We start from the raw sequence: 23,601 nt of genomic DNA, 5'->3' as shown, positions 1-23,601 counted from the left end.
GGTAACCAACACACCGTCCTTGGCTGCCAAATCCCCGGCGTCTCCGACTTCGGCCAGCCAGCCGTCCCGATAAAACCGGCGCAGCACATGCGGCACACGATCATCCTCGGGGTCGACCGAATCCGCCCACTGGCCCACCAGGTCGACGAATGCCTCATGGCACTGCCGCGCCCACTCGGTTTTGGCTTTCTCGTCGCTACGCCCGAAAACATATTGCACATCGTCGCTGGCCAGTTTCGCTGATGCATCCGTCGTCCGCGTCAAATCCGGAACCATATGCACCACGCCACGCTTGGGTTTGTCCGGGCTCCGCAGCGGTAACAACGCCACCTTCACAATCGCACCGGCCGCGTCGGTGTCGATGTTGAGGTTCCATCGAAATTCCCGATCCTGATGAAACGCTGGCACGCCGCCACGATTCGCCGCAGCGAAATCGGTCAATCGTGTCAGTAGCATCAGAGCTGCTCCTCGGTCAGCCCGAACCGGGGCACCTCCATCACACCGGAGACCAGCTTCGCCTGAAACCAGCGAGAGCGCCGCGGAACCACCGTGTAGTCGATACTGTGCAGCATCACCCCCAGCTCGGCAGACATCCCGATCGCAGGCTTGCCGTCCGGCCCGCCGAAGTATGCCGGGAACTCCCTGGTCCCCAGGAACGGCTGGGAGAAACACTGTCCCTTATCCACGCGGCGCCGGAATTGATCCCGGTACGCCGCCTCCGGCTTGTCCGCATGCGGAGATCGATCGAGCTGCGCATGAATACGGTATGCAACATCTTTCAGGCACAACGTGTTTCGTTGCGTACGATGCGCTGCCGTATCGACCCGGCGCTGACCGGACACCGCGTCGGCCAACGACACCACAGCAGTGGTCTCGTTGCGGCGCAACGTGAACTGCTTGACCGGGGCCAACACCTCGATGCGCTCCACCCGGTACTCGAACTCCGGCTTCCAGTACACCGCCTTGAGCACCCCTATCGCCGCGGTCGGCGTCATCACCGGATAACTCACCCGCTCCGCCGACAACCCTGGCTGTGTGAAACACGCACCCTGCCCCCACACCTGCACCACCAATGACATCGTCCACCCTCCGATCAAGAACAAAATGATGAGCACCCATACCCCCGACACGATCCCCTCAGGGGTGCAGTGCCACATCATGCACATGACCACCGACACAATTATCAGATGAGCGCGGTGGATGGGGCGTTACCAGTATGTATGCCGTATCGCCCCGCCGATATCGCATCGCACACGACTATCGGATGGGGCTGCTGCACAGACAGTGAATTCGATTCCTGCACCGCCCGTCACATGGCCTAGCACGCGCACAGCTACACGATTCGCCGCGGCTCAACGCCATGTCTGGTGCCGTGCCACGAGTTGCGATCCCTGAGACGGGATGAGCGATGAGTCCTTGGCGCCGGGTCCTGGAACCATACGCAGTTCGCGGGGGCCGACCCGCTCTCCGCATTCGGAGCACACCGGCTCAACGGTCATCAGGTGTTCGCAACCGGTGTGCAGTGACCGCACCGGGGGACCGTCCGGGGCTACCCATTCATCACCCCATTGCCGCATTGCCGTGACGACCAGCCACAGTGAACGGCCCTTCGGGGTCAGCCGGTAGTCGTAGCGCACCGGGTTGTCCTGGTAGGGCTCTCGGGTAAGCACGCCGTGGTCGACCAGATGCGCCAGCCGCTGGGTCAACACATTGCGCGCTATGCCGAGGCGGGCGCGGAAGTCGTCGAAGCGCGTCACACCGAACAGCGCATCGCGCACGATCAGCAGCGTCCACCACTCTCCGACCACCTCGAGGCACTGGGCCAGGGAGCAGTTCATGTCCTCGAAACTCGTCCTGCGCATACTTGCCAGCATACTTAGTTGCTTAATAAAACCAACTAATTTAAAGTCAGTTCTGTGAAGCAACTTACTACGTGGACGCTCGCCGAAGAATTCGGGCTGACCAGGTTCGGTGATGGTTGGCGAGCACAGATCGACCAAACCTGGCGTGGCTGGACCGGACCACACGGCGGTGTGATCGCCGCCCTGTCCATCGAGGTCGCACGCCGAGCAGCTACCGAACAGCTGCCGGTGCGCGCTACAGATCTGCGCTTCCTCGGCCGCCCCAGGGAAGGGTCACTGACTTTTCGTGCGACCGGCAGCACCGTCGGCCGCAGCACCGCAGTACTGGACGTGCGAGCCGACCAAGACGGCAGCCCGGTCGCCGCGGCGTCCATCACGCTCGGTCGCACAGTGGCGACAAGCGTCGACGACTACGCAGGCCGCCCCGCGCCGGAGGTTCCTGGTCCCGAAGCATGCGCGAAGTTCGTCATGCCACCAGAGATCGTGCCGGTAGGAATTCATCTGGATATCCGACCCGCCGCAGGACCACTGCCGCTCAGCGGCGCGGACGAACGCATGATGTGCGCGTGGATCACCCTGGCTCCCGAACTGCCGACAGATGCGGCGACCCTCGCCATCCTCGCCGACGCTCTAGCTCCCGCTATATTCCCCACGCTGCGCGCACCTGTCGCGGTCCCCACGGTAGCGCAGTCGATGTATCTGCACGGCGAGCCAGTTGGACACCAGCCGGTGTTGGTACAGGCTACGAACGCTTCGACCGGCGGTGGGTGGTCGGTGGACGATATCTCGATCTGGAACCAGGACAGGCGCCTGCTCGCCTCGGCCCGGCAAACCCGCCGCGTACTCGGCTGAAAGGAGATGATTGTGAATTCCCCTGCTAGAAGGGCTATCCGGCCTGCCTCCGACTTCCGGGGCATGCTCGCCGTCATCTCGGTCGGCGTACTCTTGTCGAGCCTGGATTTGTTCATTGTCAACGTCGCCCTGCCGGATATATCCGCCGAATTCGCCGGAGCGAAGCTCTCCGAACTGTCCTGGATACTCAACGCTTATGCCATTGTGTTCGCCGCCCTATTGGTACCAGCAGGGCGGCTCGGTGATCGCAGCAGCATCCGCATCACTTTTCTGACCGGGCTCGCGGTGTTCGTCGTCGGATCGGCATTGTGCGCGGCCGCGTGGGATGTCGGTTCGTTGGTAGTGTTCCGTGTGATCCAGGCTGTCGGTGCCGCCTTGCTGACTCCCGCGTCGCTCGGCCTTGTGCTAGCAGCAAGCCCTCCGAGGCAACGTGCAATGGCGGTGCGGCTGTGGGTTGCGTTCGGCGGGCTCGGCGCGGCGCTCGGGCCGGTAATCGGCGGCATTCTTGTTCAATTCGACTGGCGCTGGGTGTTCCTGGTGAACGTTCCGATCGGACTGGTCGCCGTAGTCGTGGGACTGCGGATGCTGCCCGACCCACCGGGCGACGCAGGCAGGCTGCCCGATCTGGCAGGTGCGGCGCTGCTGGTCGGCGCGATCGCCTCGCTGGTATTCGGGCTGGTCAAGGGTGAGGACTGGGGCTGGGCAGCGTCCGGGGTGCTGCTGGCCTTCGCTGCCGCGGCGATTCTGACGGTCGCGTTCATCGTCTCCTCTGCCCGCCACCACAGTCCGGTGGTCGACCCCGAGCTATTGCGCGCCCCCAATTTCGCACTGATGAGCGCCAATGCGGTGTTGTTCAATGTCGCTTTCGGCGCGATGCTGTTGTCGGCGGTGTTGTGGACGCAGCATGTCTGGGACTGGTCGGCATTGCGCACCGGCCTGGCCATCGCGCCGGGCCCGCTGATAGTTCCGATGGTGGCGATCCTGGCGGGACGCCTGATCGAGAGAATCGGCGCTGGGATGGTCATCGCGGCAGGCGGGTTCGCTTTCGGCGCGGGCATGCTGTGGTGGGCACAGGCGGTCACCGTGCAACCCGACTATGTCGGTGGACTACTGGGCGGCATGGTGATCAGTGGCATCGGTGTCGGACTGACGCTGCCGACCGCCTTCGCGGCGGGAACCAGCGGATTGCCACCCCATCGATTCGCCACTGGATCAGCGGTTTTGAGTATGGCACGCCAAATCGGGCTAGCTATCGGCGTCGCGGTCCTCATCGCGGTGCTCGGCTCGCCCGCAAGCCTGGAGGCGACGCTCGACGCCTTCCGGCTCGGGTGGTATGTGACAGCCGTGGTCGCCGTGCTCGCAGGTTTGATCGGTATGGCCACCCGGATGTCGCAACCGGCTGCCGCGCAACCAGTTCCGGTCACCGAGACAGCCACTGTCTGATCAGCCACAGGCGAATTCTCGGCTTCGGCGCGGCACCGAGGCTGCCGTCCGCATGCGTGATGCACTCCAAGTGGTATCCGGCACCGGGGAGACCGACCAGAGCCTGCGTGGTCGACGAATCGATCCGACTCACGCAGGCCGAGACCTTCGATATAGAACCGCACTACCTCATCGAGTCGGTCGGGCGAGCGATCCGGACCTGCGCAGGGTGTAGTGAATCCGGCCAGTCGCTGTTGCCTTCATAGCTTGAACCGGCCTTGGCTTACTCAGTGGATTCGATCCGCCTGCGGATACGGCGTGCCGCGGCGACCATATTGCGCAACGACGGGTCGAGCTGCCAGTAATGACGAGTCTTCAAGCCACCGTCCGGATTGGCCCACAACCGCTGCGGAGTCACCGCTTGCGCTGCCGAAGTGAGCAATTCGTCCAACTCGTCGATGTCCGGGATGCGCGCGGACCGGCTCTCGTACACACCGGGTCCCACGCCATGGCTGAGCCCATACCCAGAGGCGCAGTCTTCGTCCAGTGCCCGCAGCACCCACTCGATGGAACGAGTAGCCACAATAGCGGTGACATCGGCGTCGAGTTCCTCGATCGCCTCGACTACCTCGGCGCGGCCGGAATACCCGATATGCGTATGGATCTGGGTTTCGGCCCGCACACCGGAAGTGGCCAGCCGGAACGCGCCGATCGCCCAGCGCAGATACTCCGCCCTGCCCGTTGGGCGCAGCGGCAACATCTCCCGGATCGCGGGCTCATCGACCTGGATGATCGAGATGCCCGCCTTCTCCAGGTCCACCACCTCGTCCCGGATCGCCAATGCCACCTGGTCGGCGGTTTCGTGCAGCGGCTGGTCCTGCCGAACGAACGATCGGGCAATCATAGTGACCGGTCCGGTAACCATGCCTTTGACCGGCTTATCGGTGAGCGACTGCGCATAAGTGATCCACTCCACCGACATCGGCGCGGGTCGCGATACATCACCGTAGAGGATCGGCGGTCGCACACAGCGGGACCCGTACACCTGCACCCAGCCGAAATGGGTGGTCGCGAAGCCGTCGAGCAACTCGGCGAAATACTGAATCATGTCGTTGCGCTCGTGCTCGCCGTGCACCAGCACATCCAGACCGATGTCCTCCTGCAACCGGATCGTCGCCTCGATCTCGGCCTCGATCCGCTTGCGGTACTCCTCGTAGGACAATCGGCCCTGGCCGAGGTCATAGCGCGCCTGGCGGATCCGCGTTGTCTGTGGGAAGGAACCGAGCGTCGTCGCGGGCACCGGCGGCAAGTTCAGCTTGCGTTGCTGCGCTTGCCTGCGCTCCTCGTACGGCTCGCGCGCGCGCATCTCCGGAGTGATCGCGTAAACCCGTTGCCGCACCGCGTGCTTCTGCTTGAAATGCACCTCGGTCGGTCGCTTGCGCCACTTCTCCGACGGTCCCTCGGTGAGCGCCTTGGCCAGTGAGACCACTTCGCCTACCTTCTGTTTCGCGAAAGCGAGTCGATCGGCGACATGGCCTGCGATATCGTACTCGATGAGCAGGTCGTAGGGCACGTGCAGCAGCGTGGTACCGGTTGAGACGACCAGGTCCGGGCATACTGCGGCGAGCTCGTTGAGATACTCCAACGTCACGTAGCGGTCGGCGCGCCACACGTTGCGGCCACTGATCACACCCGCGTACAAGCGCTTGCGCCGGATACCTGGGATCTTCGCCAGATCCTCCGGCCGCATCCGATGGCTCGCCAGATCCAGGCCGATCGCCTCGACATTGGTGGCTGCGAGGATGGCCAGTGCCTCGCCGAAATCGCCATACTGGCCAGTGACCAGGATGCGCGGACGCAGCGGTGCCTTGGCCAACCGGTGATAGGCGGCCTCGAACGCGGCCAGCTCCTGCGCTGTGCGCTCGCTGGTGAACATGGGTTCGTCCAACTGCACACACGTGGAGCCGCGCTTGGCGAGGACTTCGAACAGCTCCTCGTAAACCGGCAGCAGCTTGTCCAGCAGACTCAGCGTGTCGAAGCCGCCGGACTCACCGGGCACATGCCCCGACTTGGACAGCAGCAACAACGATACCGGTCCCAACACCACCGGCCTCAGTTCGATATCACGTGCCTTCGCCCGATCGAATTCGTCGAGCAGGGCCTCGGGGTGCAGCGAGAACTCGGTGTCGGTGGCCAGCTCCGGCTGGCGGTAGTGGTAGTTCGTGCCGAAGTACCGGACCAGCTCCAGCGGCGGCAGGTCCGGCCTACCGCGCGCCATCAGGAAGTAGAAATCCAGCGGGTGCATTCCGTCTCGGTATGGCCGGAACCGCTTAGGCACAGCACCGAACAACAGCGCATTGTCCAGCACGTGGTCATAGAACGAGAAAGTATTACCCGGCACCTGGGTCAGACCGGTGGCGGCCAGCTCGCTGAACTGGTTCTCCTGAATCTCACGGCCGACCGCCAGTAGTTCTTCACGCTCTATCGTCCCGCGCCAGTAGGCTTCCAGGGACCGCTTGAGCTCGCGGTGCGGCCCGATCCTGGGATAACCCAGGATGCTCGACCCATAGCCGTCGGTCACGTTCACCATGAGCGGGATACTCCCTTGCTGTGTTGGTTTTGCGGTGCCTACGGCACCGCGTGTTCGCCATCCCTCGAAGGCTCGCGGTCGAATGGACGAGACTCGTACCCGACGAGACCGGGAGGGTAGAGGCACCTACCACAACATTCTTATAGATGGATTCTCGTGCCCGGCAGGTGGGCGGGCAAAGATCAGACTGTCGGAGTACCGATCAACCTGAGCGCCGAGCTGAATCCAACGCATCGCCTGAAACAGCGAACTACCGCATTCCAGGCGCGACGTATCAGCGGTTGTTGTACTGGTAGAAGCCCGCGCCGGTCTTCTTACCCAGCAATCCGGCTTCGACCATGCGCATGAGCAGCGGCGGAGCCGAGTACAGCGGCTCCTTGAACTCCTCGTACATCGAGTCGGCGATCGATTTCACAGTGTCGAGACCGACTAGGTCGGTCAGCGCAAGCGGGCCCATCGGGTGGGCGCAGCCGAGCACCATCGCCTTGTCGACGTCTTCTTTGGTGGCGAAACCTGATTCGACCATGCGAATGGCCGACAGCAGGTACGGCACCAACAGCGCGTTGACCACGAAACCGGAGCGGTCGGCGGAGCGCACGACCTGTTTGCCGAGCACATCGCCTGCGAATACCTCAGCCCGCGCGGCGACCGACTCGCTGGTCTTGAGCGTGGTGACCAGCTCGACCAGCGGCAGCACCGGAACCGGGTTGAAGAAGTGCATGCCGACCACGCGCTCCGGATTCGCCGTGGCGACCGCGATCTTCATGATCGGAATGGAGGACGTATTGGAGGCCAGCACGGCGGAGGGGTCGGTGACGACCTTGTCGAGTTCGGCGAAGATACTCGTCTTCACTTTTTCGTCCTCCAACACCGCCTCCACTACCAGCTGGCGGTCGGCGAAGTCACCGAGATCGGAGGTGAACCGCAGCCGCCAGGCGGCCTGTTCGCGCTCCCGCTCGGTGATCTTGCCGCTACTCACCCCGCGATCGAGCGAGCGCAGGATACGGGCGCGGCCCGCCGCGGCCAGTTCCCTGGTCTGCTCGTACACCAGTACGTCGACGTGCGCCCTGGCACACACCTCCGCGATTCCGGCGCCCATCTGGCCGGCGCCGATAACACCGACGCGTTGGATCTTTTCGCTGCTCACGTCCCGCTCCTGCTGAGTTTGTCTGGCTGTCGGGTGGCTTTGTGGTGAAGGGGTCGATCCGGTGCGAACGAACCCTTCGATGGTCCAAGGTATAGGGGTCCAAGGTAGAGGGATGCCCTCCCCGCCGGGGCTGTTCGGCGAGGAGGGCAGTACACCCCTACCGAAGTAGAGGATTGTCGGTATTCACGTCGGGAACCCCTTTCCCTGACGAGCACCGGATACGACCTCGAGTCGCCGATTCGTCGCTTCCGCGATTACCGACACCCGAGGCCATCGGACTCAGTGGAACTGCCCCTCTTCGGTGGAGCCCTTGAGGGCGGCCGTCGAGGTGTTCGGGTCGACAGTGGTCGCGATCAGGTCGAAGTAGCCCGCGCCGACCTCGCGCTGGTGCTTGGTGGCGGTGTAGCCACGCGCCTCGGCGGCGAACTCGCGCTCCTGCAAGTCGACGTAGGCGGTCATGCCCTCACGGGCGTAGCCGTAGGCCAGGTCGTACATGCCGTAGTTGAGCGAGTGGAAGCCGGCCAGGGTGATGAACTGGAACTTGAAGCCCATCGCGCCCAGCTCCTTCTGGAACTTCGCGATGGTCGCGTCGTCCAGATGCGCCTTCCAGTTGAACGACGGCGAGCAGTTGTAGGCCAACAGCTGGTCCGGGAACTCGCTGCGCACGGCCTCGGAGAACTTCTTGGCCAGTTCCAGGTCCGGAGTGCCGGTCTCCATCCAGATCAGGTCGGCGTAGGGCGCGTAGGCCTTGGCGCGCGCGATGCAGGGCTCGATGCCGTTCTTGACACCGTAGAAGCCTTCGGCGGTGCGGGTGCCATCCAGGAACTCGCGGTCACGCTCGTCCACGTCGGAGGTGATCAGGGTGGCGGCCTCGGCGTCGGTGCGGGCGATGATCACTGACGGGACGTCGGCGACGTCGGCAGCCAGCCGAGCGGAGGTCAGGGTACGGATGTGCTGCTGGGTCGGGATCAGCACCTTGCCGCCCAGGTGGCCGCACTTCTTCTCGGAAGCGAGCTGGTCCTCCCAGTGCACACCGGCGGCACCGGCGGCGATCATGGCCTTCTGCAGCTCGTAGGCGTTCAGCGCGCCACCGAAGCCGGCCTCGGCGTCGGCGACGATCGGCGCCAGCCAGTTGGACACGGCGGTGTCGCCCTCGACCTTGGCGATCTCGTCGGCACGCAGCAGCGCGTTGTTGATGCGACGGACCACAGCCGGAACCGAGTTGGCCGGGTACAACGACTGGTCTGGGTAGGTGTGCCCGGACAAGTTCGCGTCACCGGCGACCTGCCAGCCCGACAGATAGATGGCCTTGAGGCCGGCCCGGACCTGCTGGACCGCCATGTTGCCGGTGAGGGCGCCGAGGGAGTTGATGTAGTCCTCGTTGTTGACGAGATCCCACAGGATCTCCGAGCCGCGGCGAGCAAGGGTGGCCTCTTCGAGGACGGTGCCCTGCAGCTTCGACACCTGCTCCGCGGTGTAGTTACGAGTAACGCCCTTCCAACGAGGGTTGGTATCCCAATCCTTCTGGATTTCCGCGGCGGTCCTCGGGGTGCCGGTGGTCGACATCTGTGACTCCACTTCTTCGTTCGGTCCATGCCGCGCGGCCGGGTTGTGAGCAACTCGAACTGCTGAAGCGGCACTTTGCAGGCTTGCTAGGCCCTTGGGGTGTACTTCAACACAATCGCATATGAAGAAAGTGGCGTCTACCTGTCACTATTGTGAATATGAGCTAGGTTTCCACTGCTATTTGCTAATTTTGCAAAATTTGCCATTGGATTGCACCGGCGAAAACTACTAGCCAGTAGCCCTGACATGCAATTTTAACGTAACGCTCGTACTGCTAGCAATCGGGTGCCCGACCACCGATGGCGCACCCATCAGCTCCGCCTTGTGAGCACATTCACAATCCTGCTGTGTCCCGCACCACTTGATGCCGCGACCGAACACGGAATCGAGCTGCGGCCGAGGAATCCCGACCGTCTGTGTTCATACAGCGAACTCCCCGTATAAGCGCAGTCGCGCCAGCCCGCCGTCGGGATAGATGTCCAAACGGACCTCTTCCACTGATACGGTCATCGGCGCGATCAGGAACCGGTGCCTGGTATCGGGTTGCAGCGCGGTACGCGGCAACAACTCCACCTCGGTGCCTTCGTCGGTGCAGCCAGTGAGCCGAGCCGCAGTGGGGCTGTTACCGAGAAAATAGGAAGTGTCCAGCTCGGCGAGCCGGATCAGACCAGGTCCGGCCAGGCGGATGCGTACCCAGTCGTTGCCCTCGTCCCTGCGGCGAGCGGTCTCCCAGCCCTCCCCCATCGACCGGGCCGGACCGGGGTAAAGCAGTTGGTCGGGTGAGCTGTAGAAGCGATTGGAACAGTCGAGCACCAGTGCGCCGTTCTCCAACGCGGCCAGATCCAGCGGTCCGAGCCCGAGCAGTCGCCGATCAGGCCGCGCCTCGCCATGCACGCGCAGCCTGGCCACACCGCCGTCCGGATGCATGGTCAACCTCACGTGTGTCCAACGTTGCTCGTTCTCGATGAGAAATACATTGCGGTGATCGCCGGCGACCGGTGCGCGATCGATCAGGGTCACCCAGCCATCACGCACGGCGATGTCCACCGCAGGCGGATAGCCCGTCAGCTCCAGCACCGATACCGAGACCGCGGGCGGGGAGTTACCAGTGAACCACGCGGTATCGACCACGATCCCACGGATCACGCCCGGTACGCCCAGCCGCACGATCGCGGAGTCGTCGCCGGGCTGTCCACGACGCCTGCGGCTCTCCCAGCCGTCATAGTTCTGGCCTCTGTGCCCGAAGCTGGAAGGCTGGTACACGGCAGGTCCTGGATTGATCAAATTCTCCTTCGCCGCGAAGAATTCGTCATCGGCCCAAATCACCGAACCGCCGAGCCGCCGGACAGCCAGGTCCGGCAGCAGGGCGAATTCTTCGTCCGCAGCCTGATCGCGCATCGCACCTCCCGTACAGCCGGAATCGCACGTCGCCGGAAACCGCGATGTGCGGATGACCGATCACGGCGCTGCCTCTGGAAGCGGCACACGCGCCACAAGTGCGTGCAGGACCGACTCGGACAGCTCCGGCGCACCCGTGTCCGGACGAGCACCGCAACCGATCCCGCGCAGCACGGTGGCGGCCAATGCTTCCGCGGTGGCAGGCTCGTCGATGGCGTCACCGCTACGCCGGGCCAGATAGTTGCGCAGCCGCGGCACCGCCACATCGATCGCTCGGCGGAAGAAGTCATACGTAGCCAGCCAACGCGTGATCAAGTGCCCTGGGTGCATGTCCCAGCCCTGGTAATAGCCGCGCCGCAGCGCTCGGGTGACCAGACGGTAGTGGTTACGCAGCGCGGCCTCCGCATCGGAATCCGGCACGATCCGGGTAGAGCCATCGCACACCCATATCCCGGTCTGCGCGGTCGCGATCTGCATGACCGCCTTTGCATAGTCGGCGGCCGGATGATCCAGTGCCTGATCCTCCGCGGCGACACCACACGCCGCGGTGTAGTCATAAGTGCCGAAATGCATGGCACTGCATCGCCCTTCGGCTAGTACTGGCATTGCGGCGACCGGTACGGAGCCGTCTGCCGCAAGAATCGCCTGCGGACTCTCGATCTGCAGCTCGAAGCGCAGACTTCCTTCAGCGATGCCATAGCCGCGTTCGAATCCGGCGCACAATTGCACCAACGCGGGAACCTGCTGCGCGGAACGAATTTTCGGAACAGTGAAGACAAATCCGCGTGGTACCCCGCCCGCACTCTCCAACACCAGATCGAGGGTGCGCAGCGCACGACGACGCTCACCACTCGCCAAACCCTTTATCCGGATTCCGCTGCCTACCAAGCCATCACAGCGGCGGGACCAGGTCGCGAGCACTGTACCCGCCGCCGTAGCCGCACGGTCCTCCTCAGCATCGGAGCGCAGGCCATAGCCGTCCTCGAAGTCGATGCGCAGATCTTGGACCGGGTCTCGGCACAGCCGCTGGCGCACATCGGGCAACGCACCGGTCCGGTCGAGCGCGGTCAGCAGATCATGGTGGCGGTCGAGCAGCTCGACCGCGTCCGCCCCCCATTCGGCGGGAGTTTCCTCGGCCACCCGATCAGCCGGGACATATACAGTGTGAATCGGCTGGACCCGGTCATCCGGCTCTTGATATCGGTGGCGCAGCTCTGCATCTACCTTGTCGAGCATCGCTTCGATCCGCGCGCGGACGTGCTCGGGTACCTTGATCATCGCGGCCCCAGCCTGCCGCGGGACGCTCGAATCCGTTCGGTGGAGCAAGAAACTACACGATAGTCCCTCATCACACCTCCTGCTTATGTAACGCCGCCCAGATCCGGTCCGCGGACATCGGCAATCGGAAAAGGCGTACACCGACCGCGTCACGGATCGCATTGGCCAGCGCGGGCGCGATCGGGTTGTACGGCGGCTCGCCTAACGACTTGGCACCCAACGGCCCCAGTACGTCGGAAGTCTCGGCGAAGTGCACCTCGGTGCGCGGAATATCGGCGAATTGCGGCACATGGTACTGACGCAAACTTTGAGCAAGCACCACACCTCCAGTGCTGCGCATGTCCTCGTACAGCGCCGTACCTATCGCCTGTGCGATACCGCCTTCCACCTGCCCGAGGCACTGCACCGGGTTGAGCATCGTACCCGCGTCGACGACCTGGACCGACTGCAGGATACGGACCGTACCAGTGTCGGGATGCACGGCAACACGGAAGGCATGCACATTGAAACACACCGATCTAGGACTGCCCCCATGCTCACCGTGCGCGATGAGATCACCGCCTGCCAACAACTCGGTCGCGCTGAGCAACCGGGTGCCGCAGCGCACGCCATCCTCCTGCAGTGCGCAGGCCCGCTCCGGAACTCCCGACAGTTCCGCCGCTCTGGCCAGCAGGAGATCGCGCAGGGCGCATGCGGCCGCATAGACCGCATTGCCCGCGACCACGACACCAGTGGAACCGAATGTGCCGGTGTCGTGCCCTGCCGAGTCGGTGTCGGCATGGCGGATCACCACGCGGGATACATCGGTGTCCAGTGCGGTGGCCGCGAGCTGTACGTGCGACGTTGTGGCACCATTACCGAATTCCGCGGTGCCTACTCGTATCTCGTAGCGTCCGTCGGACAATAGTGACGCCGTCGCCGCCGACCGGTGTCCGCGCGGTGGGATGGTCGCCTTCATCGCAGCCGCCATACCGGTGCCGACTCGCCACTCCGGTCCGGGCGGGCGCACATCGTTGCCGCGCAGCAGTATCCGCTCGGTGAGGTCGAGGCACTGGTCCAAACCATAACTGCCGAAAATCAAGTCGTCATCGTGCACTTTGGCACCGACGAACAGATCACCTGGCACCACGACATTGCGGCGCCGGAATTCGAACGGGTCCACGCCGATCTCGCGTGCGAGATCGTCCAGCGCCGATTCCACGCCGAAAAGCACTTGCCCGAGGCCGTAGCCGCGGAACGCTCCGGAAGGAAGGTTGTTGGTGTACACCGCTTGCGCGCTGACTCGCTTGTTGGCGCAGCGATAGAGCTCCATCGTCTCGGCGACGCTGTGGAACAACACGCCCGCACTGTGGTTGCCGTAGGCTCCCGCGTCGGAGAGCACCTCAACAGCCAACGCGGTCAGCACACCATGCGCGTCGGCGCCCGCCGTCACGGCGATCCGCATCGGATGACGGGACGTCGCCGCGATGAACTCATCCGAGCGTGTGAACTCGTACTGCACCGGCCTACCGGTCCGCAAGACCGCCAACGTGATCAGGTCCTCGACCAGCAGCTCCTGTTTCGCGCCGAATCCGCCTCCGACTCGGGCCGCGAATACCCGCACCCGCTCGGGCTGCAATCCGAAAATGTGGCACAGCTCGTCGCGCACCAGATACGGAACCTGAGTGCTGCACCGGATAACGAGCCTGCCCGCTTCGTCCAGCCATCCGACTCCACCGTGCGTCTCCAGGTGCACATGCTGCCCTCGCGGTGTATGCCACACCCCACGGACCACCTGGGCCGCCGCGTCCAGCCCCGCCGCCACGTCGCCCACCTCGCCGTGCAGTTCTGCGATCAAGTTGCGACCGGGATCGGCAATTCGAGCCGAATCCGGTTTATCCCCATGTAGTTTCGGCGCACCAACCCGCAGCGCCTCTTCCGGTTCGAACACCGAGGGCAGGATCTCGTAATCGACAGACAGCAGCCGGGCGGCCGCGCGGGCGGCCGCAACGCTCTCGGCCACCACCGCGGCCACCCGCTGCCCGACGAATCGGACAGTCCGGTCGAGTACGTAAGTATCATCGGGATCGTCGGTCCGCAGCTCGTGCCGTGCCGTCGAGAACGCTGTCTCCGGAGCGTCCGCATAGGTGAGCACCGCATGTACCCCTGGCAGTGCCTCGGCGGCCGCAGTGTCGATCGATCGGATTCGCGCATGTGGATGCGGACTCCGCAGCACCACGAGGTGCAGTGGCGCGGTCGGCGGCCCGATCGCGTCCTCGCCAGTGCCCAGCCCGGCCTCGGCGATGGGCACCCCCGCATCGGCGCTAGCGGGCAAATCGAGAGTGAACGGCTCCCTGCCGGTGACGATGCGTAGACCAGCGGGGGCGCCGACCCCGGCGCCAGCGCCCCCAGCACTGGTTACGGTGTGATCCGACGCCCCAGCGGTGAGCTCGGTCTGGGTGATCTGCTCCCCCAGCGCCGCCCGGATCGCCCAGTAGCCTGTACAACGACACAGGTTTCCCTTCATCAATTCAGCGAGTTCTGACTCGGTCCTGTGCTGTCCCGCTACACCGCAACCGAGTCCTGCGGCAGTGACGACCATGCCCGCAGTGCAAAAACCGCATTGGAACCCCGCATGGTCGACAAACCGGCGCTGTACCGGATGTGGATGCTCTGGCGTCCCCAGACCGGCGGCCGTGGTGACCAACCGCCCGGCGACACGATAGGCGGGAAATACACAGGAGTGCACTGTTGTTCCGTCGATCAACACCGAACAGGCCCCACAATCACCCGTGTCGCACCCTTTCTTCACTGCCAGGTGGCCGCTTTCCCGCAATGCGGTGCGCAGGCACTGCCCTGGCCGTATGTCGATCTCGACACAGGCACCGTCCACTTCGAATTGCATCATGCCTCCCGCAGTTCTCCGGCGACCTCGCGGGCGAGCAACCCTGCGACATGCTGCCGCCACTCCGTTGAACCGTGTGGGTCGACGAACCAGCAATCCGTATCGACAGCATCGAGAGCGCGTTGTGTCTCGAGGTCGCCGGGTGGCATGGCGAAGTCCATGACGACCGGTGTTCTCGTGGCGGCGGTAATGGTGATCGCGCTGCGTCCATCCGGTTCTCTTCGCCCCATCACCACGGCACCGGAACGGCCGAGCGGAGCGAGTGCGATCTTCCGGAAACTCGTGTGCGCCAGCAGACTCGTCCGCGGCAGGCGAATTGAGCGCAACACTTCCCCCGGCCGCAGCACAGTCTGTCCCGGACCGAGAACGAAGTCTCGTAATCCGATGACCCGGTCACTCCCGTCCGCCGCCCACACCAGCGCTACCCCATCGAGCGCGACCAACGCGCCGAGCACCGCGCCCGCAGGTAACGCGAGGCAGATATTTCCCCCGACAGTAGCGGTGCGCCAGATCTTGTGCGAAGCCAGCAACGCCCGGCAGGACGGTGCGAACAGCGCGGTCCCTGGCCACAGCTCGCGCAATACCGATACCCCCAGCTCATGGCCGCGCTTCGCTCCGGCAAATTCGGCCAAGGTACACGTCGCGGCGATCTCCAGTCCATCGTCCACCGCCTGGAACGCCGGCCAGCCCATACCCGTGATGTCGACCAGACGTACCAGCTGATCCTGCGGCTCGGAGAACAAAAATGTCCCCCCGGACAGCACCGCGGTCGATGAATCGAGCGACCCGAGGTCCGCCCGCTCCCGAGCGACCACTATCTCGCGGATCGTGTCCAGGTCCACCTGCCACCTCGTTCCTGAGTCCTGTCCCGGTAGAACCAGTTGGTCGCCGCTATGCCGCGCTCCCATCGGTCCGCCGGGGCAACCGAGCCGACACCGCTCAAGTATCCCGCACCCTGCTCGAACAAGCTCGATACTTCACCTAGCTCCGCATGGCTGCCGCGCTCATCCGGCCTTCGCACGCAACGCCGCCTGCGCCCGTGCTACCTCGGTGGCGACCATATCCATGGCGACCGTGCGCACCTCGCCGGCGCGTACCACTTCGCGCCCGTTCACCAGCAGCGCGGCCAGTGGTGGTGCTGAGCCGAGTATCAGCGCGACCACCGGATCCTCGATCCCGGAGTGCGCGGCCGTGTCCAGGCGCCACAGCGCCAGATCCGCCAGTTTGCCCACTTCGATCGAACCGATCTCAGCAGCGCGGCCGAGCACCCGTGCACCGCCGATAGTGGCCAGCTCCAACGCGGTACGCACCGTCATCGCGTGGGGCCCGCCCCGGTTGCGCGCCCATAGCAGCGCGTTACGCGGCTCCTCGATCATGGAACTCGCCTCGTTGCTCGCCGCCCCATCGACGCCGAGTCCGACTGGAACACCCGCACGCACCAGGTCGGCGACCCGCGCGACGCCCGCCCCCAGCCGCGCATTCGAGGTGGGGCAATGCGCCACACCAGTGCCGGTGCCTGCCATAGTGCCGATCGCACCGTCGTCGAGGTGCACGGCATGCGCGTACCAGACGTCTGGACCGAGCCAACCGTGCCGCTCCATGTACTGCGCTGGCGTACAGCCGAAGGACTGTACACAGTAGTCTTGTTCATCGATGGTCTCGGCGAGGTGAGTATGCAAGCGGACCCCGATATCGCGCGCCAGCGCCGCTGACTCTCGCAACAGTTCCGGCGTCACCGAGAACGGCGAACACGGTGCCAGCGCGATCCGCACCATCGAACAGAACGATGGATCATGCCAGCGCGCGACAGCCTCGGCACTCGCGGTGAGGATGGTGTCGAGACTCTCCACTACATGATCGGGCGGCAGTCCGCCTGCGCTCTCTCCCAAGTCCATCGAGCCTCGGCAGGGATGGAACCGCAAGCCCACCTCGGCCGCCGCGGTGATCTCGGCGCCGAGTAGGTCACCTCCCTCGCGTGGGAACACATAGTGATGATCTGTGGTGGTGGTGCAGCCGGTGCGCGCGAGTGCGGCGAGCGCACCGGTGGCCGCGACCCGCACCGCGTCTTCATCGATACCAGCCCAGATGGGGTACAGCGTGGCAAGCCACTCGAACAGCGTATTGTCCGCAGCCAGACCCCGGGTTATCCACTGGTAGAGATGATGGTGGGTGTTCACCAATCCGGGGGTGAGCAGGCAGCCACTTCCGTCGATACGGTTGACGCGGTCGATCCCCGCGCGTGGTTTCGGGGAGTCGCCCGCGCCGACCGCGTCGATCCGATTGTCGCGGACAACAACGTAGCCGTTCGCATACTCTGTGCCGCGGCTATCGACGGTCGCGACAGCACAGCCCTCGACAACTGTTACCTGTTCCACGCCGGGCCTGCTTCCGGTGCGTCGACACGGGCCACAGTGGCGTGGATCAAGCCGTAGGGACGATCGTCGACATGGTAGACCTCGCCACGATTCTCGATGCCGAACCGAGCCAGGTCGTAGTCGAAGTGGTGCTTGTTCGGCGCCGCGAGCCGGATTTCGGCCAGCACCGGATAGGCCTCCAGCGCGGCCTTACCCATCTCGAACAGCGTCTGCTGCAGTGCCTTGGAGTACAGGGTCGCGAAGGTCTCCACCAACCGTGCTCGCACTCCGGTATAGACCTCGTCCCAGGCGATGCCCTCGGTAGAAGCGAAGCGCCACTGCGCGACCAACGAGGTGGCCAGCATCCGATCATGGGTCGGCGCGAGCACGGTGAAATCATCAGTCAAGAAGTCGGCGAACTCCGAACCGGTCGACTTGAGGATGGTCAGGTCCTTGACTCCGCCGATGACCCAGGCCTGCCGTTGGGCACCTGCGCCGGCCATGGTGATCGCCGCGGTGCGCACCTCGGCGCCCTGGCTCACCCAGGTGTGGTCGTGCTCCACGCCATCGACCATGACCCGCTGCCAGGCGTACTCGTCGATCTCGACCCGCGCACTGCTCACCGGCTCGATCGTGGTGACGAAATGGTCGGCCAGCGCCAACCCGTAGTCCTCGATCGTGCGTAGCAGTGGCTCTTTGGCAAAAGCGTAGGCGGTCTGTTTCTGCGTGTCGGTGGGCAGCACGTTGGCCTGATCACCCATGGTGTAGGCGTTGCCGAAATCACCACGCAACACCGTGGAGACGTTCAGATCACGAATCTCGTGTCGCGCCGCCCCCCGATAGATCCGGACGATGCGGTTCTCGGCCTTGCCGTATCGGCAATCCGAAAGAACGATCGGGCCGGACAGTTCCATAGTCGGGTCAGCTCCCTCGATAAGTGGAGTAGGCGAACGGCGACAACAACAACGGGACATGGTGATGCCGCTGTTCAGTGATGGCGAACGTGACAGCGACCTCTGGATAGAAGGTGTCGACCTCGAAGCGTGCGAAATAACCACCGGTGTCGAACACCAATCGATAGGTTCCAGGTTCGAGCGCTTCGCCCAGTACCCCGATCCGGCCATCGGTATCGGTTTCACCCGAGCCGAGTCGCCTGGCTTGCCGATACAGCGTCACGGAAATGCCGACGGCGGGCGCTCCGCGCACCGCGTCCAGCACATGGGTGCTCAGCGTGCTCACGCCGGGTCTCCCAGCAGTGCACGCAGCCGGATGCGGTTGATCTTGGCCAGTTCCGTCCGTACGACTCGCCTCTCGGTCTCGATATCATTGCGTAGCCGGGCGGTGAGCAGCTCGAGCAGCTCCTCGGCCGACTTACCGGTCGCGCACACCAGATAGATCCGCCCGAACTGCTGCTCGTAGGCCCGATTACCCGCGTCGAGCGCTGCGCGGACCGGCTCCACAGCCGAGGCTACCCCGGCTTGCTCTCGCGCTGACGCAGCAGAACCCGGCCGGTCTCCGATCCGGGGATGTCCTGCAAGAGCCAGTTCGAGTTCGGACTCCGGTTGCCGTGCCAATATCGCGTCGGCAGCGTCCAGCAGCGCTGCGATCCTCCCGTAAGGACGGCCTGCGATCAGCTCGCGCGCGAAACCCGGCGACGAGCAACAGTCGAGCACTGCCGCATATGCCGCAGCGCTCGGTAGTCCGTCGAACACCGCGAGCCCCGATAGCTGATCTGTCATCAGACCAGCATCGAATACGACCGCGCGGTCTGCCACCAAAGCAGCATAAATCGCATTCACCCTTACAAGCCTGCTCGTCGATATTGTGTTGAACAATCTCGCGAAGAACCTGGTGTCCCGCTGCGGGCACACCACCGTCAACCAGTTCGTCCCCGTTGCCGAGCGTATGCGCGCCGTCAGTTCGCTCAGAGGTCCGGTGAGGTGAAAAGTCGCGGAGGAGATGTCGGCTCGTAGATAGCCGCAGGCGGTTTCGCTACTGATGTCGAAACCCTCTGGCCAGTAAGGCTTTTGATTCCTCGCTGGCTATCTGGGTACACGATCCAGTCCCCGATACCCGCTGTCGGACAACCACTGTCAACTTTTGGACCGGCCGGTCGAAGATCCGGGGCCGAGCGGAGAACCGGACCTGGAAACGTTGCGGAACCGCCACCAAGAATTCGTTGCGAAATCGCCACCGCCAGTGGGTTACTGGACAAAGCGGTGGTGCGTCTGCCTCGACATCCATTGCAGAACAACCTCTTCCCACGTTCGGAGGCTTCCGATGGCGCCTGTGCTCACCTCGCTCGTCCCCAGCTTCGGTCCCACCTCCGGCGGCAACACGGTACAGATCTTCGGCAGCGGGTTCACCGGCGCCGGGCCGCTGACCGTGCGGTTCGGGGCGACCGCGACCACCTTCACCATCGTCTCCGACACCCAGATCGATGCCATCGCCCCACCAGGCACCGGCACCGTCGAGGTCACCGTCGCCGCACTGCTGAACGGCACCAGCAATCCGCTGCCCTACACTTACGGCGGCACCGGCTTGCTGTTCTTCACCGATGGCAGCAACCCTGGCAATGTGTATTCGGTGCCGCGAACCGGGGGCATCCCGACCCCGCTGGCGACCGGCCTGAGCTTTCCCGCGGGTCTCGTCCGAGTCGGTAGCCTCCTCTATCTCTGCGAGTTCGGGGCAGGCCAGGTGTCGACGGTGCCAGTAGGCGGCGGCACGCCGACCCCTCTGGTGACCGGCCTGTCGGCCCCTATTGATATCACCATCTCCGGTAGCACCCTGTTCATCACCAACTTGGGCACCAGTCAGGTGGTGGCGGCGCCGATCACCGGCACCACCACCCCCACCGTGGTCGCCACCAGCCCCACCGGCGTCTTCGGGATTACCGATGGGGTGCCGACCCAATCCGGAGTTGCGTCGGTCTCGGCGGCCCTCCTGGCGGCGCCGGTACTCACCGCGCTCGACCCGATCTCCGGTCCCGAATCCGGCGGCAACACGGTGGCGATCTTCGGCAGCGGGTTCACCGGCCCCTTGACCGTACGATTCGGGGCGACCGCGACCACCTTCACCATCGTCTCCGACACCCAGATCAACGCCATCGCCCCACCAGGCACCGACACCGTCGACATCACCGTCACCTCCGTGGACGGCACCAGCAACTCCCTGCCATACACCTACGGTGGCCTGTTGTTCTTCACCGATAACGCTCCTGGCAATGTGTATTCGGTGCTGCAATCCGGAAGCACCCCGACCCCGCTGGCGACCGGCCTGAGCTTTCCCGCGGGTCTCGTCCGAGTCGGTAGCCTCCTCTATCTCTGCGAATTCGTGGCAGGCCGGGTGTCGACGGTGCCGGTCACCGGAGGCACACCGACCCCCCTGGTGACCGGTCTGGCGAGCCCTTTGGACATCACTGCCTCCGGAAGCACCCTGTTCATTACTGCCGCAGGCTCCGATCAGGTGCTGTCGGCGCCGATCACCGGCACTGCCACCCCCACCGTGATCACCACCAGTCCCACCGACGTATTCGGGATCACGACTTGAGCGGCAACCCCGACCGCTGCTATGTGGCACGGTCGATACCCCGCGCGCCGTCGCCGCCCAGCCACAGCGGGACCGCAGCCGGTGCAACGGGGTAGGGAAAGCCTCGGCGGTCAGGAACTCGTCGACTGTTGGTCAGCCTCCTCCGGAATATTCTCCGACGCCGACAATGCATCCTGCAGAACAGACCGAGCGGTACTAACGTGACACTATGGCTGTCCCCGCTCGACCGGCCGCGGCACCCTGTGCGGGCATTGTGCTCGCTGCGGGCGCGGGAACGCGGTATGGGCGACCTAAAGCACTCGCCGAAGGGGGTGCATGGCTACGCGCGGCGGTGCGGGCGCTGTCCGGCGGTGGTTGCGATCCGGTGGTCGCCGTACTCGGCGCGACCGGACCGTCGCCATACCTCGTCGATCTGCCGCCGGGAACCCAGCATGTATGGGCAGCAGACTGGGCCACCGGACTCAGCGCCACGTTGCGAACCGGACTCAGCGCAGTGGCGCGCACGCCCGCACGTTACGCCGCGATCATGCCGGTGGACACCCCCGACATCAGCGCCGAGGTGGTCGTCCGCGTGCTGACCGCCGCATTCGCGGCACCCAGCGGCCTGGCACGTGCTGTGTTCCACAACACACCAGGGCATCCCGTCGCACTCGCATCCGCGCATTGGAACGCAGTCTGCGCAGTCGCTACGGGCGATTCCGGGGCTCGGACATATTTGCGCGATAAATCAGACATGGTGTGCGTCACATGCGATGATCTGGCGACGGGTCTGGATCGCGACTTCCCGGCCACAGCCGCACGGTGATCGGAGCTGACTGATGCGGGACATCGTCGATGACCTCTTGCGAGTATGGCACTCCGGACGGACCGGCGGGCTGGCCACCATAGTACGCACCGTGGGATCCGCTTCACTGCCGATAGGCTCAGCGATGCTGGTCGACCCGGACGGAAGCGTCTACGGCGCGATCGCCGCGGATGGGCTGGAAGAAATCGCCTACGAGGAAGTATTCCGGAGCGCGCGTACCGGCCATCGTGCCCTCTACCGCTTCGGGATATCCACTGGCTTGGAGGGCGGCGGGGAGGGAATGGTCGATATCTTCATCGAACCGTTCTCGCAACGCCACTTCCCGGAATTCCCCGATGTGGCCGGCGAGATCACGGCCCACCATAGAGTCACCGTCTTCACGGTGGTGTGGCACCCCGACGCCGAGCTGATCGGCCAGCACCTGATCACCGACAAGAAACACGCTACCGAACTAGTGGAGCTACCGGATTCGGACGTTTTCGTCGCCTCGTTCGCGCCGCCGCCGCGACTGATCATCTTCGGTGCCAACTCTTTCTCCGCCGCGCTCACGGTACAAGCAGACCTGATCGGCTACCGGGTGACAGTCTGTGACGCGCACCAGCATCTCGCCAAGCCGGAATTATTTCCCAGCGCCGAAGTCGTGGTCGACTGGCCACACCGCTACCTCAACGCACTGTCCGCAGCCGGTGAGATCGATAGCCGCACAGCCGTTATCGTCGTCTCACATGATCCCGCCTTCGAGATTCCGCTGCTCACTGTGGCCCTGCGGCTCCCGGAACTCGGATATCTCGGTGCCACCGGGTCACACCAGATGCATATCCGGCGCATAGCCGACCTGCGCGCGGGCGGTTTCAGCGACGAGGCGCTCGCCCGCTTACATTCGCCCGCCGGTATCGATATCGGTGCGCGCACCGCGCCTGAGACAGCGGTCGCGATCGCGGCCGAACTTCTCGTCGAAGACGCCGCCCGACCAGTTCGTCCCCGCAGCACTGCCGCAAAGAAAGCGAAAACCGCTGTAGAGTAAGGGTTCTGAGTGCTTCGAGCCAGGGTTCTCGGTATACTTCGCCACCGCGTCCTTTCACCCCTTGATCTCGGCGACCAGTAGCAAGTCGCGCGTTCGAGTCAGGTCAGCGCAAGACGAGAGTTCACGAAATGCGCGATTTCCTGGCAGATTTCCTCTATACCGAGCACCGAATCCGATGGATTGCCCAGCGCTAATTCCTGAGCAAGGGAATTGGTCGCCCCGATCACTGCCAAGGCGAACAGATCCAGCCGTTGCGTCACCGCAGGACCACGGCCTGCGATTCGACCGATCGCACTGGCCAATAAGGCCGAGAGCAGATGACGCTGTTGCCTGCGCCACTGCTCCACTGCGGCGCTCACGCCGACTACTTCGACGTGACAGACTCGCGCGCAACGTGAATCAGCGCAACTGACCGCGAGATAGGCACGGAAACTCGCCACTACGCGGGTTGGTGGCGGCTCATCAGTGGTTTCCGCGAGTGCGGCGAGGGCGCATTCCAACGCATACGAGGTGATGCGATTCGCCAACGCGATGAGCAATGCCTCACGACTACCCATGTCCTCATAGAAGCTCCGCGTGGAAACATTGGCGGCGGTGCAGAGACGTTCGATGGATGTGGCCGCGTAGCCCTGTGTACCGAATAGTTCGAGCGCGGCGTCGATCAGCCTGGTCTGCCGCTGAGCCACCCGTTGTTCCTTGGACAGCCCTCGATAGCTGCGACTGTCTTTTGATTTGTGCACCCGCCCTGCCACCATTCGATGCTACCGCGTGGTCAATGTTCGACCATACCCTCTAACAACAGTTCCATTCTGCGCTGTTCCTGGTCGAGCCGCACCGATGCGATAGGCCGCCGAGTCCCCGAATACCCCC

General features: G+C 64.2%; 20 protein-coding genes. 5 read left to right on the top strand and 15 right to left on the bottom strand.

What is annotated here, in order from left to right:
- The 3 genes from ACX4ZE_RS15080 to ACX4ZE_RS15070 form a co-directional block, all read right to left on the bottom strand.
- On the bottom strand, window positions 1-456 hold a 456-nt coding region (locus ACX4ZE_RS15080; protein WP_480274046.1), incomplete at its 3' end, for a type I-C CRISPR-associated protein Cas8c/Csd1.
- Complete coding sequence (gene cas5c / locus ACX4ZE_RS15075; protein ID WP_480274053.1) at window positions 456-1,166, bottom strand: type I-C CRISPR-associated protein Cas5c; 711 nt, start codon at window positions 1,164-1,166, stop codon at window positions 456-458. The genes cas5c and ACX4ZE_RS15080, both read right to left, overlap by 1 nt.
- 186 nt (window positions 1,167-1,352) lie before the next feature.
- Window positions 1,353-1,862, bottom strand: a complete 510-nt coding sequence (locus tag ACX4ZE_RS15070) for a winged helix-turn-helix transcriptional regulator (protein ID WP_480274045.1) — start codon at window positions 1,860-1,862, stop codon at window positions 1,353-1,355.
- A 54-nt stretch (window positions 1,863-1,916) separates the two neighbouring features.
- Between ACX4ZE_RS15070 and ACX4ZE_RS15065 the strand changes: the two genes are divergently transcribed.
- Together ACX4ZE_RS15065 and ACX4ZE_RS15060 are read left to right on the top strand one after the other, a co-directional pair.
- Window positions 1,917-2,714 (top strand): acyl-CoA thioesterase, encoded by a 798-nt coding sequence (locus ACX4ZE_RS15065; protein WP_480274044.1) that lies wholly within the window; start codon window positions 1,917-1,919, stop codon window positions 2,712-2,714.
- Between the two features lie 12 nt (window positions 2,715-2,726).
- Window positions 2,727-4,157, top strand: coding sequence for an MFS transporter (locus ACX4ZE_RS15060; RefSeq protein ID WP_480274043.1), 1,431 nt, complete (start codon window positions 2,727-2,729; stop codon window positions 4,155-4,157).
- Window positions 4,158-4,419: 262 nt separating this feature from the next.
- On the opposite strand, the gene metE is transcribed toward ACX4ZE_RS15060, so the two are convergent.
- The 11 genes from metE to uraD form a co-directional block, all read right to left on the bottom strand.
- A complete protein-coding gene (metE, locus tag ACX4ZE_RS15055; RefSeq protein ID WP_480274042.1) occupies window positions 4,420-6,726 on the bottom strand; it encodes a 5-methyltetrahydropteroyltriglutamate--homocysteine S-methyltransferase in 2,307 nt (768 codons plus the stop codon).
- 274 nt (window positions 6,727-7,000) lie between these two features.
- Window positions 7,001-7,873 (bottom strand): 3-hydroxybutyryl-CoA dehydrogenase, encoded by an 873-nt coding sequence (locus ACX4ZE_RS15050; protein ID WP_480274041.1) that lies wholly within the window; start codon window positions 7,871-7,873, stop codon window positions 7,001-7,003.
- Window positions 7,874-8,152: 279 nt separating this feature from the next.
- Window positions 8,153-9,439 carry an isocitrate lyase gene (gene aceA / locus ACX4ZE_RS15045; RefSeq protein WP_480274040.1) on the bottom strand — a complete coding sequence of 429 codons (1,287 nt, stop codon included), beginning with the start codon at window positions 9,437-9,439 and terminating at the stop codon, window positions 8,153-8,155.
- Window positions 9,440-9,859: 420 nt separating this feature from the next.
- Complete coding sequence (alc, locus tag ACX4ZE_RS15040) at window positions 9,860-10,837, bottom strand: allantoicase (protein WP_480274039.1); 978 nt, start codon at window positions 10,835-10,837, stop codon at window positions 9,860-9,862.
- Between the two features lie 60 nt (window positions 10,838-10,897).
- Entirely contained in the window at window positions 10,898-12,115 is a 1,218-nt protein-coding gene (locus tag ACX4ZE_RS15035; protein ID WP_480274038.1) for a DUF6986 family protein, read from the bottom strand.
- 70 nt (window positions 12,116-12,185) lie between these two features.
- Window positions 12,186-14,999, bottom strand: coding sequence for a molybdopterin-dependent oxidoreductase (locus ACX4ZE_RS15030; RefSeq protein WP_480274052.1), 2,814 nt, complete (start codon window positions 14,997-14,999; stop codon window positions 12,186-12,188).
- Window positions 14,999-15,841, bottom strand: a complete 843-nt coding sequence (locus tag ACX4ZE_RS15025; RefSeq protein WP_480274037.1) for an FAD binding domain-containing protein — start codon at window positions 15,839-15,841, stop codon at window positions 14,999-15,001. The genes ACX4ZE_RS15030 and ACX4ZE_RS15025 overlap by 1 nt, the downstream gene beginning before the upstream one ends.
- Window positions 15,842-16,003: 162 nt before the next feature.
- Complete coding sequence (locus ACX4ZE_RS15020; RefSeq protein WP_480274036.1) at window positions 16,004-17,374, bottom strand: 8-oxoguanine deaminase; 1,371 nt, start codon at window positions 17,372-17,374, stop codon at window positions 16,004-16,006.
- Window positions 17,362-18,267: a factor-independent urate hydroxylase gene (gene pucL / locus ACX4ZE_RS15015; RefSeq protein ID WP_480274035.1), complete on the bottom strand. Its 906-nt coding sequence runs from the start codon at window positions 18,265-18,267 to the stop codon at window positions 17,362-17,364. The genes ACX4ZE_RS15020 and pucL overlap by 13 nt, the downstream gene beginning before the upstream one ends.
- Before the next feature lie 7 nt (window positions 18,268-18,274).
- Window positions 18,275-18,592, bottom strand: a complete 318-nt coding sequence (gene uraH, locus ACX4ZE_RS15010; protein ID WP_480274034.1) for a hydroxyisourate hydrolase — start codon at window positions 18,590-18,592, stop codon at window positions 18,275-18,277.
- A complete protein-coding gene (uraD, locus tag ACX4ZE_RS15005) occupies window positions 18,589-19,092 on the bottom strand; it encodes a 2-oxo-4-hydroxy-4-carboxy-5-ureidoimidazoline decarboxylase (RefSeq protein WP_480274051.1) in 504 nt (167 codons plus the stop codon). Before uraD ends, uraH begins: the two co-directional genes overlap by 4 nt.
- 541 nt (window positions 19,093-19,633) lie before the next feature.
- Here uraD and ACX4ZE_RS15000 point away from each other — a divergent pair.
- The 3 genes from ACX4ZE_RS15000 to ACX4ZE_RS14990 all read left to right on the top strand — a co-directional run bounded on the left by ACX4ZE_RS15000 (window position 19,634) and on the right by ACX4ZE_RS14990 (window position 22,731).
- Window positions 19,634-20,902: an IPT/TIG domain-containing protein gene (locus tag ACX4ZE_RS15000; RefSeq protein ID WP_480274033.1), complete on the top strand. Its 1,269-nt coding sequence runs from the start codon at window positions 19,634-19,636 to the stop codon at window positions 20,900-20,902.
- A 208-nt stretch (window positions 20,903-21,110) separates the two neighbouring features.
- The gene (locus tag ACX4ZE_RS14995; RefSeq protein WP_480274032.1) at window positions 21,111-21,707 is read left to right on the top strand and encodes a nucleotidyltransferase family protein; all 597 of its coding nucleotides are present in this window, start codon (window positions 21,111-21,113) and stop codon (window positions 21,705-21,707) included.
- Between the two features lie 13 nt (window positions 21,708-21,720).
- Complete coding sequence (locus ACX4ZE_RS14990; protein WP_480274031.1) at window positions 21,721-22,731, top strand: XdhC family protein; 1,011 nt, start codon at window positions 21,721-21,723, stop codon at window positions 22,729-22,731.
- Window positions 22,732-22,829: 98 nt separating this feature from the next.
- On the opposite strand, the gene ACX4ZE_RS14985 is transcribed toward ACX4ZE_RS14990, so the two are convergent.
- Window positions 22,830-23,417: a TetR/AcrR family transcriptional regulator gene (locus ACX4ZE_RS14985; protein WP_480274030.1), complete on the bottom strand. Its 588-nt coding sequence runs from the start codon at window positions 23,415-23,417 to the stop codon at window positions 22,830-22,832.
- Between the last annotated feature and the right edge of the window lie 184 nt (window positions 23,418-23,601).

The organism is Nocardia sp. TBRC8007, from assembly GCF_056629435.1.
Note: the sequence above shows the minus strand (reverse complement) of the source record. Positions and strands in the feature narration are given on the sequence as shown.